11 protein-coding genes and 2 pseudogenes are annotated in these 13120 nt (G+C 60.7%); 4 read left to right on the plus strand and 9 right to left on the minus strand.

The genetic code is table 11. From position 1 onward, the window contains the following. Positions 1-59 precede the first annotated feature (59 nt). On the plus strand, positions 60-242 hold the full coding sequence (locus B0G76_RS14565; protein WP_120293172.1) for a hypothetical protein: 183 nt from the start codon (positions 60-62) through the stop codon (positions 240-242). Between the two features lie 132 nt (positions 243-374). Here the strand turns inward: B0G76_RS14565 and B0G76_RS14570 are convergent, their stop codons facing one another. Together B0G76_RS14570 and B0G76_RS14575 are read right to left on the minus strand one after the other, a co-directional pair. Next, positions 375-1742 (minus strand): APC family permease, encoded by a 1368-nt coding sequence (locus B0G76_RS14570; RefSeq protein ID WP_120293174.1) that lies wholly within the window; start codon positions 1740-1742, stop codon positions 375-377. Positions 1743-1952: 210 nt separating this feature from the next. Beyond that, positions 1953-2789 carry a carbon-nitrogen hydrolase family protein gene (locus B0G76_RS14575; RefSeq protein WP_120293176.1) on the minus strand — a complete coding sequence of 279 codons (837 nt, stop codon included), beginning with the start codon at positions 2787-2789 and terminating at the stop codon, positions 1953-1955. Between the two features lie 275 nt (positions 2790-3064). On the opposite strand from B0G76_RS14575, the gene B0G76_RS14580 reads away from it, so the two are divergent. Continuing rightward, positions 3065-3922, plus strand: coding sequence for a helix-turn-helix transcriptional regulator (locus B0G76_RS14580; protein ID WP_120293178.1), 858 nt, complete (start codon positions 3065-3067; stop codon positions 3920-3922). Positions 3923-3954: 32 nt separating this feature from the next. On the opposite strand, the gene B0G76_RS14585 is transcribed toward B0G76_RS14580, so the two are convergent. The 4 genes from B0G76_RS14585 to B0G76_RS14600 all read right to left on the minus strand — a co-directional run bounded on the left by B0G76_RS14585 (position 3955) and on the right by B0G76_RS14600 (position 7153). Next, positions 3955-4689, minus strand: a complete 735-nt coding sequence (locus tag B0G76_RS14585) for a thioredoxin family protein (protein ID WP_120296390.1) — start codon at positions 4687-4689, stop codon at positions 3955-3957. A gap of 53 nt (positions 4690-4742) precedes the next feature. After that, on the minus strand, positions 4743-5171 hold the full coding sequence (locus tag B0G76_RS14590) for an SRPBCC domain-containing protein (RefSeq protein WP_120293180.1): 429 nt from the start codon (positions 5169-5171) through the stop codon (positions 4743-4745). Then, entirely contained in the window at positions 5078-5503 is a 426-nt protein-coding gene (locus tag B0G76_RS14595) for a helix-turn-helix transcriptional regulator (protein ID WP_120293182.1), read from the minus strand. The genes B0G76_RS14590 and B0G76_RS14595 overlap by 94 nt, the downstream gene beginning before the upstream one ends. 267 nt (positions 5504-5770) lie before the next feature. Then, a complete protein-coding gene (locus B0G76_RS14600) occupies positions 5771-7153 on the minus strand; it encodes an NCS2 family permease (protein ID WP_120293184.1) in 1383 nt (460 codons plus the stop codon). Positions 7154-7684: 531 nt separating this feature from the next. On the opposite strand from B0G76_RS14600, the gene B0G76_RS14605 reads away from it, so the two are divergent. Both B0G76_RS14605 and B0G76_RS14610 read left to right on the plus strand, forming a co-directional pair. Then, positions 7685-8671, plus strand: coding sequence for a PRC-barrel domain-containing protein (locus B0G76_RS14605; RefSeq protein ID WP_120296391.1), 987 nt, complete (start codon positions 7685-7687; stop codon positions 8669-8671). Continuing rightward, positions 8668-9921, plus strand: a complete 1254-nt coding sequence (locus tag B0G76_RS14610; protein ID WP_120293186.1) for an MFS transporter — start codon at positions 8668-8670, stop codon at positions 9919-9921. The genes B0G76_RS14605 and B0G76_RS14610 overlap by 4 nt, the downstream gene beginning before the upstream one ends. An 819-nt stretch (positions 9922-10740) precedes the next feature. Here the strand turns inward: B0G76_RS14610 and B0G76_RS14615 are convergent. The 3 genes and pseudogenes from B0G76_RS14615 to ltrA all read right to left on the minus strand — a co-directional run. Then, positions 10741-11181, minus strand: a pseudogene (locus B0G76_RS14615) (transposase); the annotation flags it as partial. 6 nt (positions 11182-11187) lie between these two features. Beyond that, positions 11188-11340 (minus strand): annotated as a pseudogene (locus B0G76_RS43780) (transposase); the annotation flags it as partial. Between the two features lie 114 nt (positions 11341-11454). Next, on the minus strand, positions 11455-12762 hold the full coding sequence (gene ltrA, locus B0G76_RS14620; protein WP_120293190.1) for a group II intron reverse transcriptase/maturase: 1308 nt from the start codon (positions 12760-12762) through the stop codon (positions 11455-11457). Positions 12763-13120 lie beyond the last annotated feature (358 nt).

Here is a 13120-nt window from a genome sequence, read left to right on the forward strand (position 1 = left end):
CGGCTCACGTAATAGCGTGACTCGACGATATGAGTCGCGCGTGAGCCCGGATTTAATCGATGAACTTGGCGCTGAACTTCGACTGGCTGACCAATCTGCTGGCGATCATTTTCGTCGTGGCGTGCCTCTACGATTCACGCTACGACGAGTACGGTACGTTGACGCTGTCAGCAGCCGCAATGGGTCTCGTGGTCATGGCGATCGAGCTGTTTATTAAGCCCGCTTTCGACATGGCGCTGTGAGTTCGACGCTGCGCAAGGCAGCGTCATCAAAGTGAACTCGCACTTCGCCCCACCGCTGACAGCAACGCAGGCCAACCCGCCAACAAACAACCGCAAGCACAAGCGCGAGCGCGAGCGGCTGCATCGAACACATCAAACCGCGACTTCCGGCGGCGCTTGGCGGAAACCGCGCGTGATCCAGCCGAGATAGCACAACCCCAGCACAAACCACACCGCGCCAAGTTCCAGAGCAGTTTTCTCGAGGCTCACCAGCAGCCAGATATCCGTAATCGCACCGGCCAGCGGAAACAGCAGGCCGCCGATCACGCCCATCGCATTCGCACTGCCCTTCGCGTTGAAGAACTGACGGATCACACACAGGTTGACCGCCGTGAACGCGAGGAACGCGCCAAAGTTGATGAACGAGGTCGACGTCGCCACATCGAGCTTCAATGCGATCAGACCGATGGCGCCCGCGATTGCGATGTTCAGCGCCGGCGTCTTGAACTTCGGATGCACGAAACCGAAGAGACGCCTGGGCAATACTTCATCGCGTCCCATCGCGTACAACAAGCGGCCCACGCTGGCCTGCGCCGAGATGCCCGAAGCGAATTGCGCGAGGATCAGGCCGGCCAGAAACACCGTCACGAAGATATCGCCGCCCACTTTGCGCGCCACTTCAAAAGCGGCCGAATCCGGGTCCTTGAACACCGCGCCCGGGTGCGCGAGTTGCACCGTGTATGCGGCGATCACGAAGATCGCGCCGCCGATCAGCGCGATCAGCAGGATGGCGCGCGGCATGGTCTTTTCAGGGGCAATGGTTTCTTCGGTCAACGTCGACACCGCGTCGAAGCCGAGATACGAATAGGCGGCAATCGCGGCGCCCGCCATCGTCGCCGAGAGCGGCACATGCGGCTTAAAGAACGGCTCGGCCGAAATCAGACCGCCGGGGCCGGCCGCCGCGGTCACATAGTGGCAGCACAGCACGACGAACAATGCGACGATCGCGAGTTGCACGACCATCAGCACGATGTTGAAACGGTTCGCGAGTTCAATGCCGAGAATGTTCAGCGCACTCGTCAACACGATGAACGCAACAATCCAGATCCAGCTCGGAATGCTCGGAAACGCGGCGCTGAGATACGCGGCGCCGATCAGCCAGATCACCATCGGCAGAAAAAAGTAATCGAGCAAGGTGGCCCAGCCGATCATGAAGCCAAGATGCGGATTGAAGGATTTGCGCGTGTACGTATAGGCCGAACCCGCCACCGGGAAAAGCCGCGCGAGCTTGCCGTAACTGAGCGCCGTGAACACGATCGCGATCAGGGCAATCAGATACGCGAGCGCGGCGGTATCGTTGCTGGCGCTCGCCAGCACGCCGTAAGTGCCATAGACGATCAGCGGCGCCATATAAGCGAGGCCGAATAGCAGGACTGAAGGCAGGCCGAGCGTACGCTTCAGATGCGCGCTTTGGGACGCGACGGGTGTGCCGGGGCGCTCGGTGGGCGATGTTGGGGTCATGCTGTGTCTCCTCTTGCGAATGGGCGAGCTTCGCCGGGGGCGACGTTGAACGCGCCCCGGTCGAGCTTTGTCGATCAGACCTGCTGCTGGAAGCGCGTATGCCGCGCCGATGGTTCTTTGCCTGGCTTAGTGCGCGTGGGTGCTTAGGTGCGCTTAGGTACCGTTACGTCCGCCTGCATCTGCGCACCTGCGCACGTACCTGGAGCGCACTTAGCCCCTGCGTATCACGCGCGTACGTTGCCCGTGCTCGCCGTCTTGCGTGGCGAGGTCGAGTCCGATGCGCACGTCATGCAGATAACGATAGTGTTCGCGCGCGCCTTCGAGACGCGCCGGATCGAGCGTGGTGCGCAGGACCGTTTCTTTCTGCCCGGCATCGCACACCACGTCGCCGAACGGATCGATCAGCGCAGATTCGCCGGGGAACGTGAGGTTGTCGTCGCCTGAACCGATACGATTCACGAGCGCCGCGAACATCTGATTCTCCATCGCGCGCGCCACGATCGCGCGGCGATGCACCGGCCCGAACGGCTCCATATTGCCGTTGGTCACGATCAGTAGATCAGCGCCGAGCGAGGCGACCGCACGCGCCGTTTCGGGAAATTCGATGTCGTAGCAGATCAGAATGCCAACGGTCAGACCTTTGAAGCTGCACACTTCGTAACGGTCGCCCGGTTCGAAAACCCCGACGTCCGACGCCCACAGATGCGTCTTGCGATAGCGCAGCGCGATCTCGCCGCGTTCGTCGACCAGCACCGTCGTGTTGAAAAAGCGGTTACCGTCACGCTCGGCGAGACCCACCGCAACCGCCACACGCGCTTCGCGTGCCGCATTGCGGACGGCGGTGAGCGACGGCCCGTCGATCGGTTCGGCCACGGTGCCGATGGTGTCCCGGGTCGGAAAGCCCGACAGCGTGGTCTCCGGAAACACGATCAGATCGGTCCCGGGTGTGCGTTGGCCGATGGTTTGCAGCACGCGTTGCACGTTTGCCCCGCCGACGCCCGCCGCGCCGTCCACGATCGGGATCTGTGCCAGTTCGAGTTGAAGCATTGTGTCTCCTATGTCGACCAGAGCTAGTGCTTCAGCTGTCGACTAGAGTTGGCGCTTTAGCGCTTACTCTAGTCCCATGCAAATCACTTACTCTGGTCCCATGCAAAGCTGTCGACCAGAGTTAGTGCCCCAGCACTTACTCTGGTCCCATTGCCGGTCTGCCTGGCGTTAAATAGCGGCTGTTGTCAGACGCCCGCGTTTCAGGTTGGGCCTATTATTACCAGACATATTTTTGTTCGTAATCACCCGGCTGGGTTACCCTCAACGGAGCACGCATGGAACTCGAATGGCGCGACCTGGCCTTTCATCGCGAGATCGGCGCGGTTATCGACGCACTCGACAGCGCGCAATTCTGGACTCGCCTCACGCGCGCGCTCGAACGCTATGTCGTGTTCGACAACTGGGTCGCCCTGCGCTTCACACCCGGCGTTGCGCCACTAGTGTGCGCCGAATCGCCCACTCCCGACGGCACCGTGGATGTGATGTTCCAGGACTATCTCGCCGCGCTCTATCAACTCGATCCGTTTTATATCGCCGCGACTGAGAAGCCGGCATCCGGCTTTGTCACGCTTGCGGATGTCGCGCCCGACAACTTCTCGATGACCGACTACTACCAGCGGTACTTCAGGAAAAACATCGTCGGCGACGAGGTGCATTTCAACTACATGATCGATGCGCGGCACACGCTGGCGTTTTCGCTGGGCGCAACGCATCGCTACGGCGAGCGCGATCTCGCGGTGCTCGCGCTTTGCGCGCCATGGGTGATCGCGCTGTTGCGTCAGCGCTTGCCGTATGAGGGTTTCGACGCGCCGGAGCCGTCCTCGAACGAGGCGGCGACGCAAACAGCAACGGAAGCAGCCATAGACACAAGCGCCTCCGTGGACACGCCCACCTATGCCGCGCGCTTCGAGCAGGTATCGTCGACGAGCGGTCGCTCGCCACTCACCACGCGCGAAGTCGAGGTGGCGATGCTGAGCTTGAGCGGATTTTCGACGCGCGCAATCGCGGAGAAACTCACGATTTCGTTCGAGACGGTGCGCGCGCACAAGAAGCACATCTATACGAAGCTCAACGTCAACTCGCAATCGGAGTTGTTCGCGCTGTTTTATGAAGCGGGACGCAAAGGAGCATGACGTCCCCCTCATTTATTTATTGTCGGTGCGCGTCACGAGCCGCACGCGGCGCAACCACTGGCCGCTTCTTCGTAACGATCGTGATGCTTGAGCCAATCGCCCATATTCTTCTTCTCGTCGCGGCCTTTCGGCGTGACGTCGAACAGCGCATACGTGCTGAGGAACTGCTCGCCACCACGACCGTAGGTGGAATACGTGTGATAGATGTCGCCCGCTTCATCCTTGTAGAACACGCTGTGACCGGGTAGCTCGTCGATGCCGACATCCTGTTCGGTGAAATTGTAGAACGCCTCTTTGCTGGCGATCTCTTCCGGCGTAAACGACACGTGATAGTCGAAATTGAAATCGCTCTCACTCGACGACACCCACGGAAACTTCCATCCCATGCGTTTCTTGAAGGCCTCGATCTTTGCGAGCGGCCCACGTGAGACTGCCACATACGATACGTCGTGATGTTGAAGGTGCGTCAGGATGCCGTCCATGTGATCGGACACGAACGAGCAGCCGAAGCACCCCTCTTCCCAATCCGGGCCCAACATGAAGTGATAAACGATCAACTGGCTGCGCCCGCCGAACAGATCGGCGAGCGTCTTGCGGCCGTCCGGCGTCTCGAACACGTAAGTCTTCTCGACCTTCACCCACGGCAGTGCGCGGCGTTTGCGGGCGAGTTCATCGCCGGCGCGTGTGTACGCTTTCTCTTCAGCGAGTAGCGCCTTGCTTGCGGCAAGCCATTCTTCCCTGGTGCCAATCCGGTGTTGCGGGTCCATATGCATCTCCTTCTCTGCGTCGTGCAGGTTCGATAGAGCAAAGTCCAACGAATTCAGGCGAAGTAGCGTTCCAGCGAATCGAGGACACCGCTCCAGCCGGATTGGTGGTGGTCGCGCGTTTCTTCGTCGACGAACTGCTCATGCGTGAGCGTCAGCAACGTACCGTTGCCGTCCGGGCGCAACAGCACCGTGACGAGCGACTCCTGCTCGGGACTTGAACGCCATGCCCATGTGAACACCAGTTTGGCGTCCGGCACCACCTCCAGATACTGGCCACTCACCTCGAGTTCCCGGCCGTCCGCCTTCAGATACCTTATCAAGTAGCGCCCGTCCACGCGGGCATTCAGTTCCGCACGGGTCACTTCGGCATCGGCCGGATGCATCCACTTCATGAGTTGCGCCGCTTCCGTCCAGGCGCGGAAGACTTTGGCGGGCGTGACGTCGAGACGGCGCTGGAGGGTGAGGCTGGGCTTGGTGGACATGGGGTTTCCTCTTCGACGAAAACGGCCAGACGATCGAGTGATTCGGACCAGAAGCGCTGATAGCGGGTGAGCCACGCCATGGCTTCCTCCATGGGTCCGGCGGACAGGCGGCACGCCACCGTGCGCCCGGTTTTACTGCGCGTGATCAGACCGGCCTCGGACAATACGTCGAGGTGTTTCATCACCGCGGGCAGCGACATCGCAAACGGCTCGGCAAGTTCGCTGACCGACAGATCGCGCAGTCCGGACAGACGCACGAGCAACGCACGCCGCGTCGGATCGGACAGCGCGGCAAAGGTGCGATCGAGTAACGTTTCATTAAACTTAACCATGAGGTTAAGTATAGAAACGCACGTGAAGATGTCAAGGACAGGTGCGTGCTTTTTTCAACGCGAGGAAAGAGACAAAGGGACGAAGGGGACAAAGAGGACGAAAGGGATGCCGCAAAAAAAGATACGCGGCGCATCGCAGATAAAACCCTGCAACACGCCGCGTCAAGGTGGAGAACAACCGACTACACGTTCAAGCAAAGCGTCAGGAATAGCCCGCCCTGCTCCCGCGTTACTGCAAAAAAATGCGCAAAACGCTACACGGCAGAATCAGATCGCCCAACCGCCGAGATAGAAGCCGACCAGCACGATAGCGATGGCAACCGTGCCCACGTTCAGCTTGCGATACTCGCCGCTCACCACGCGACCGATCACCAGTGTCGCGAAGCCGAGCATGATGCCCGTCACGATGTTGGCGGTCAGCACGATGAACACGGCGCACATCAGGCCCGACATTGAGTCAACCATGTCGTCCATATGCAGCTTGCTCACGTTCGAGAGCATCAGCAGACCGACGTACATCAGCGCCGGCGCCGTTGCATACGAAGGCACGAGACTGGCCAGCGGCGAGAAGAACATCACCACGAGGAACAGCAGACCGACCACGGCCGCGGCCATCCCCGTCTTCGCGCCGGCTGCAACGCCGACCGTCGATTCGATGTAAGCCGCCGCCGGTGCGCCACCGAGCAGGCCCGAGAAAATCGAGCTCAGCGAATCCGCCGTCAGCGCACGGCCGCCGTTGATGATGCGGCCGTTTTCGTCGAGTTGACCGGCTTGTCCGGCAACGGCGCGAATCGTACCGGTTGCGTCGAACACAGCCGTCATCACGAGAGCCAGCACGCTAGGCAGGACTGCCATCGACAGCGCGCCCTTGATGTCCATCGCGCCGATCAGCGAGGCATGGCCCGGCGCGCTCAGCGACGGCAGTGCGAACACGCCGTGGAACGCCACCGCCGGATCGATCGCGAGCGAAATCGCCGAGATCGCGACGATCACGATCAGGATCGAACCCGGCACACGACGGCGCACCAGACCGAAGATCGCAGCAAGACCCGCCACCGACATGATCGCCGGCAACGCCGTGATGTTGCCCAGTGCCACCGGCAAACCGGCGCCCGGATTCTTCACGACCAGACCCACGTCGTTCGCGGCGATCAGCAACAGGAACAGGCCGATGCCGATACCCGTGCCGTGCGCGATGCCGGTCGGCAGATTGCGCAGAATCCACGAGCGCACGCCAGTCACCGAGATTCCCGTGAATACAACGCCCATCAGGAACACCGCGCCGAGCGCGACGTTCGGCTGCAGACCCTTGCCGAGCACCAGACCGAAGGCGGTGAACGCGGTCAGCGAAATCGCGCAGCCGATCGCGATCGGCAGACGCGCCCAGACGCCCATCAGCAGCGAGCCGAACGCCGTGGTCAGACAGACCGCAACGAACACGGCGGTGGTGTCGAAGCCCGCTTTGCCGAACATGCCCGGCACGACGAACACGGAATAGACCATCGAGAGGAAGGTCGTGATACCGGCAACGATTTCCGTACGCTGCGAACTGCCGCGTGAAGAGATTTCGAAGTAGCGGTCGAGAAAGCCCTTTCCGTCGAATGATTCGGCGCCGACTTCGGAAATCGGTTGGGCGGTGGGTTCCATCATGATGGGTGCCTCCTTTATCAGCGTGCTGAAACGGCCCGTATTCCGGCCGCCATCAGGTTCGTCTCGTTGCGTTGATCTAATGTGGTGTGGCAAGGTTTGAACGTCGGCTTGCGCTGCGTTTCGGACTAATCCGCATGCTCCGTTCTTCTTTTGCTGTCCCGAAATGTAGGCCAACAGGAATATGCCTCCCATCGCATGAATGGCATGCCCGACATGTCACGATGCTTATATCGTTTAAGGGACGGCAAACCATGGGGACGCTCCGAGCGTTTACACCTACGGTTTGTCATGAATTTGTGAAAGGGTTTTGAGGGGTTTGGCGCGCAAAAGCAGGCATTGATGGCGGCCTTCGTCGCGCTCAGAAGCGCGCCATGCGGCATGAACCGTGCGTGGGGAATACCTGCCGGAAAGCCTGCAAAACCGGGCCGCCGCGGCGCCGCGGGTTACACTCTGGTCCTTACCCGATATAAAGCGTGCTTAACGGCGGCGGTCCACAGCGCCCGTTTGCACTGGCCCATGGAGTCCTTCTTGATGAGCGGCGGTTTTTCGCGTCCTGCCTGGCGTCTTCCGATACTTGCTGTGTTCGCGCTATTCGTGCTGTCCGCGCTGTCCGCGCTGTCCGGTTGCAGCCTGCTGTGGGGCCCGCAGCAGGCGCCGATTGTCGATGCAACCGTGATGCCCGTCGAGCCCGCGAGCGCGCCTGTGGCCGCCTCCGCGCCGGAACCCGTCGAGACGGAAGCAGCCGAGCCCGAACAGCCGAAGAAGCCCAAAAAGCCCGTCGTCAAGCCACGCAAGGTTGAACCCCCGCCACCGGTCGCCACACCCGCGCCGCCGCCGCCCGCCCCCCCGCCGCTGATCGTGCTGCGCACGATCGAGCGCAGCGAGGCGCGCACCTTGCTCGATAGCGAAGTGCAGAAGCCCGACGGCAAGGTCGTGGGCCGCGCGGTCGATATGATCGCCGATGCGAGCGGCAAGCCGCGTGAGATGGTGGTCAATTTGCAAGGCTTCCTCGGCGTCGGCGACCGCAAGGTCAATTTCCCGTGGAACGCGTTCCGCTTCACGCCGAATACGAAGACCGCGCCGATCACGCTCAACGCGGCGGCCGTGCCGAGTCCCGCGGCGAAATCCGCTGGCGTGCAGTTGCCGCTGATCGACGCCGACGTCGAGCGTTCGAACGGCGCCAAGGTCGGCCGCGTGATCGACGTGCTGATCGACGCCAACGCGCAGCCGCAGGCGGTCGTGCTTGACGTCAACGGCATGGTCAGCACCGAGCGGCGCACGATTGCCGCCAACTGGTCGGCGCTGCGTTTCGTTACGAAAGACAAGGAGCTGCATCCGCTGATCGATTTGAGCGACGCCCAGATCAACGCCACGCCGCCGTACGCCAGCGACAAGCCGATCCGTGCCGTGTCGCCGGCCCCGGTTCCGGCCGCCACGCCGGCGCCTGCTCCCGCTGCTGCGGCGTCTGCCGCACCGGCCACGGCCGCTGCGGGTTCCAACACACGGGCGGCCCGATGACAGGCCGCACTTTGGTCACCGCGCGCAGTCTGCGCGCACTCGATTGGCTGAATTTCTTCGTCGCCAATGTGCAGACGGGTTTCGGGCCGTTCATTGCGTCGTACCTTGCTTCGCACAAGTGGACCCAGGGCGAGATCGGCATGGCGCTCTCCGTCGGCACCATCAGTGCGATGGTGAGCCAGGTGCCGGGCGGCGCTGCCGTCGACGCGTTGCGCAACAAGAAAGGCGCGGCCGCATGGGCGATCTTCGCGATCATTTTCAGTGCGGTGCTGCTGGCCGCGAGCCCGACGGTGCTGCCGGTGATTGCCGCGGAGGTGTTCCACGGCTTTGCCAGCTGCATGTTGACGCCGGCGCTGGCCGCGATCTCGTTCGCGCTGGTGGGGCGCGCGAATCTGGGCGACCGGTTGGGACGCAATGCGCGCTGGGCTTCGATCGGCAGCGCCGTCGCGGCCGGGTTGATGGGCGTATTCGGCGAATACTATTCGCCGCGCGCGGTGTTCTGGCTGACCGCGGCGCTAGCCGTGCCGGCGCTGTTTGCGCTGACGATGATTCAGCGCACCGATACGATCGAGTTGCCGAAAGCCGGGCCGACACCTGAACAGATCGAACGGCGCGAGAGTTTGCGTGAGTTGTTGCGTGACAAGCGGATGCTGCTGTTTGCGGCTTGTATTGTGCTGTTCCACTTGTCGAATGCGGCGATGCTGAATCTTGCTGCTGGCGAAGTGACGGCCGGCATGGGTGACAACGTGCAGCTCGTGATTGCCGCGTGCATTATCGTGCCGCAGGCGATTGTGGCGATGATGTCTCCATGGGTTGGGCGCTCTGCCGAGCGGTGGGGACGCAGGCCGATTTTGCTGCTTGGCTTTTCGGCGCTACCGGTACGGGCGTTGTTGTTTGCCGGGATCAGCAGCCCTTATTTGCTGGTGCCGGTGCAGATGCTCGACGGCCTGAGCGCGGCGGTGTTCGGCGTGATGCTGCCGTTGATTGCCGCCGATGTCGCTGGCGGCAAGGGGCGGTATAACCTTTGTATTGGGTTGTTTGGGTTGGCTGCTGGGATTGGGGCGACTTTGAGTACGACGGCGGCTGGGTTTGTGGCGGATCATTTTGGCAATGCCGTAAGCTTTTTTGGGCTCGCCGCTGCGGGCGCGCTTGCTGTTTTGCTGGTGTGGGCGGCAATGCCCGAGACGCGGGATGCAAGTGTGGATGAGGCTGCGCCTTTGACTGATGGTGGGGAGTCGGCTGCCAGGTGATTGGGGTTCTTTGCCTTTGGCGGCTGTATTTGGCATGGTGCCCTGCGGGGCGTGGGGTTTGGGTGTTTTTGTTTGCCTGGGCGGCGGTCGATTATCTGTTTGCCTGCTCGACGCCTGTTTGTCTGTACACCTACGGTGTTGGCCTTTCCTTGTTTTCTTATTGGTCTATTAGCGTTGCCCCTGTGCGGGGCGGCACTCACTTCTCTTTGCCGCCGCAAAGAGAAGTAAGCAAGAGAAAGCGGCTCAAACCGCTAATTCTCAAGCGGGTCCCCCGCGCAGCCACGGTAGTGGTGCATCTGGAATCCGTGCCCCCGCACATTCAGCGTGAGTGACTAAGGGCTCATTCGCTTCCACTCCGCACTGCGTGCGTCGCGGATGGGTGTGCATGGGAAACCAGGGGCTTCGGTTTAGCGTGGTGGGAGCCATCGGCTTTGCCTCGGCGAAACGCCGAATGCGCAAATACGGCCGCGCTTGGTAAGTATCGTCGCTTCACTTCGACCTGCCAGCAAGTCGCGCCAACCCGCACAGTTCAAAGTTCGTACTTCGAATTATGCATCCGGGCATCCGGGCGTAGGGGCGAAAAAAGGCGTGAGCGCGAAAATGCAGCGATCGGTTTTATAAAATGCGCTTCGGAGCGCGTAGCGCCGCCGGATGTATGACTGCCTTGTCACCAAGGCCGAATGTGCGAGACCACAGATTCCAGATGCACCACTACCGTGGCTGCGCGGGGGACCCGCTTATGAGCTAGCGGTTTGAGCCGCTTTCTTTGCTTATCTTTCTTTGCGGCGGTGTGTGTCAAGCCAGTTGTCGCATGAACCGTTACGCTGCGTGCTTAAACATTCCGGCCGAGGCGTGGACTCTCTCCGGATTCAGATAGACCGAATCCGCGAGATGCCAGTTGCGGATGGCGCCTGACCAGCGTGCGGGGTTTCGCATGCGCGCGTCCTCATAGAGCGCATGCCGTCGGGCCAGCAGTTCGTTGGCTTCACCGCGGTGCCGTTGCACCGGACTGACGTACTTCAGGCCGCTGTGACGGTGCTCCTCGTTGTACCACTGCACGAAGCGCTGTACCCAGGCGCGGGCAGCCTCCAGCGTGTCGAACGGCTGCTCGGGCCACAGCGGACAGTACTTCGCCGTGCGGAACAGCGACTCGGCAAACGCGTTGTCGTTGCTCACGCGCGGCCGGCTGAACGAAGGCTGTACGCCCAGATCGATCATGGCCGCGCGCATCGTGGCGCCTTTCATCGCACTGCCGTTATCCGGCATGTATTCCCCAGCCTGTCTTGCGCTCTGCCGCCAGGCGCGCAGCGTCACCGTCGTGATGCCCGTCGCCCCCGCCAGCTCGATCACCGCACGATTGAACGGCGGCATCATCTGTCTGACTACCCATTGCCGCGTCTCTGCTGAATAGCGTCTCATCTTCCATTCGCTGTCCGCCCTCCATCTTTACATCGATCGGTTCGGGCGACGGTCGAGTGGCCCGAGGGACCTGCCCCCTCAGGCTCTCACAGATCCGTACGTGAATCTCTCGATTCATACGGCTCCTCTTGTCCGCCGTTCTTCGAAACAGAAATCCCAGTGCGCGAACAGCTGGGGAAGACTTTCCCGACATCGTTTGAGCCACGCCCAAGATCGTCGTTTGTGTCCTCTCAGTCGCTTGTACTTATTTCGCGCCCACCCGCCAAGCCGCAAGTCTATTCTGACCAAGAACCGTTTCAACGGCTCCGGATAGAAGGCACCGTAGTAATTCACCCATCCCCTGACCATCGGGTTTATGCGCCGCGCCAGTTCGGACAGCGTCAATGAGGTACTTCGATTGAGACTCAGGCTTCGAATGGCCAGAGACATTCGCGTTAGCGCCTTTTGACTTACCGCAGGTCCGAATCCGGTGAACAGGTTTCCCGCTCGGTCTTGGACTGTCCGAGCATGAAAGCTGAAACCAAGGAAATCGAACTTGGTGTGGGTATGTTCCCCTCGACGCCGGCCATCTTTGCAGTAAACTAGGCGCGTCTTTTCCGGATGTAGCAAAAGCCCACATGCGGTAAGCCGCTCCCGCAAGGCAGACAAAAACTTTTCCGCCTGCTGCTTCGTCCTGCAATGACAGACAACATCGTCGGCATACCGTTCAAACGGCACATCCGGATGCTCAGTCTGAACCCATCGATCAAACGCGTAGTGAAGAAAGAGGTTAGCCAATAGCGGACTGATCACTCCACCTTGCGGAGTGCCTCGATCCCGAGCAACCAGCTCCCCGGTTTGCTTCTGTACCGGACTCTCTAGCCAGCGTCTGATGTAGAGTCGTGCCCATGGCTCCGAAACGTGCTTTTCGACCGCACGTCTGAGAAGCCCGTGGTCGATGGTGTCAAAGAAGGATTTCAAGTCAATATCGACTACCCAGTCGTAGCGCCAACAGTTCCTTCTCGCTTGCGCCACAGCTTGCTTCGCCGATTTGTTAGGACGATAGCCGAACGATGATGAATGAAATATCGCATCGATTCCCGGCTCAACCAGTAACTTGACTGCCATCTGAGCCACTCGGTCAGTGATGGTCGGTACCCCGAGAGGACGAAACCCGTCCCCCTTCGGAATCAGCACCTCCTTGACCGGTTGAGGAAAGTAACTCCCCGAACTCATTCGATTCCACAGAGCGTACAAATTTCTCGCCAAACGATTGCGGAAGGTTTCAATACTCTCCCGGTCCACGCCCGGACCGCCTTGATTGGCAGCCACGCGTTTCCAGGCTTCCCAGATCAATCGCTTGGGTATCTCGAACGACTTGGCGTCAACCCCGGAATCATCCCGCGTCGCAGTTGTTCCATGATCTCCACCAGACAAGGTCATGCCTTCGCTCCGGAAGTCATTACAACCCCTTCAACGCTACTACGCATGACTCCGCCCCTGTGCCTCGCATCGGTACTCTCACTCTCACGGGTTCTCCGCTTGAGTTTCTCCCTTGACATCGAGACGACAGGTTCCCAAGTTCCATATCCACGCCTGCAGAAAGGTCGCGCCACCTCTATGCCGGATGCCGTCAAACCCACCTTCAGGTTGCCGTTTGACTGATCCCGAGGCGTTGTCGAGTCCTCGGTTTTGACATCATTGCAATTATCGACACTTCTTCGATGGTTCACTTTCGTTCGCCTCCTTACTGCACACCTGACGGGATTCATCCCGCCTTTTCCACAGACGCTCACCACAC

It is taken from the genome of Paraburkholderia sp. BL23I1N1, from assembly GCF_003610295.1.
GTDB lineage: Bacteria > Pseudomonadota > Gammaproteobacteria > Burkholderiales > Burkholderiaceae > Paraburkholderia.

What these genes read in the sequence shown, in the direction of transcription:
- B0G76_RS14565 (WP_120293172.1), top strand. Translation starts at nt 60, where the DNA reads ATGAACTTGGCGCTGAACTTCGACTGGCTGACCAATCTGCTGGCGATC.
- B0G76_RS14570 (WP_120293174.1), bottom strand. Translation starts at nt 1,742, where the DNA reads ATGACCCCAACATCGCCCACCGAGCGCCCCGGCACACCCGTCGCGTCC.
- B0G76_RS14575 (WP_120293176.1), bottom strand. Translation starts at nt 2,789, where the DNA reads ATGCTTCAACTCGAACTGGCACAGATCCCGATCGTGGACGGCGCGGCG.
- B0G76_RS14580 (WP_120293178.1), top strand. Translation starts at nt 3,065, where the DNA reads ATGGAACTCGAATGGCGCGACCTGGCCTTTCATCGCGAGATCGGCGCG.
- B0G76_RS14585 (WP_120296390.1), bottom strand. Translation starts at nt 4,689, where the DNA reads ATGGACCCGCAACACCGGATTGGCACCAGGGAAGAATGGCTTGCCGCA.
- B0G76_RS14590 (WP_120293180.1), bottom strand. Translation starts at nt 5,171, where the DNA reads ATGTCCACCAAGCCCAGCCTCACCCTCCAGCGCCGTCTCGACGTCACG.
- B0G76_RS14595 (WP_120293182.1), bottom strand. Translation starts at nt 5,503, where the DNA reads ATGGTTAAGTTTAATGAAACGTTACTCGATCGCACCTTTGCCGCGCTG.
- B0G76_RS14600 (WP_120293184.1), bottom strand. Translation starts at nt 7,153, where the DNA reads ATGATGGAACCCACCGCCCAACCGATTTCCGAAGTCGGCGCCGAATCA.
- B0G76_RS14605 (WP_120296391.1), top strand. Translation starts at nt 7,685, where the DNA reads ATGAGCGGCGGTTTTTCGCGTCCTGCCTGGCGTCTTCCGATACTTGCT.
- B0G76_RS14610 (WP_120293186.1), top strand. Translation starts at nt 8,668, where the DNA reads ATGACAGGCCGCACTTTGGTCACCGCGCGCAGTCTGCGCGCACTCGAT.
- ltrA (WP_120293190.1), bottom strand. Translation starts at nt 12,762, where the DNA reads ATGACCTTGTCTGGTGGAGATCATGGAACAACTGCGACGCGGGATGAT.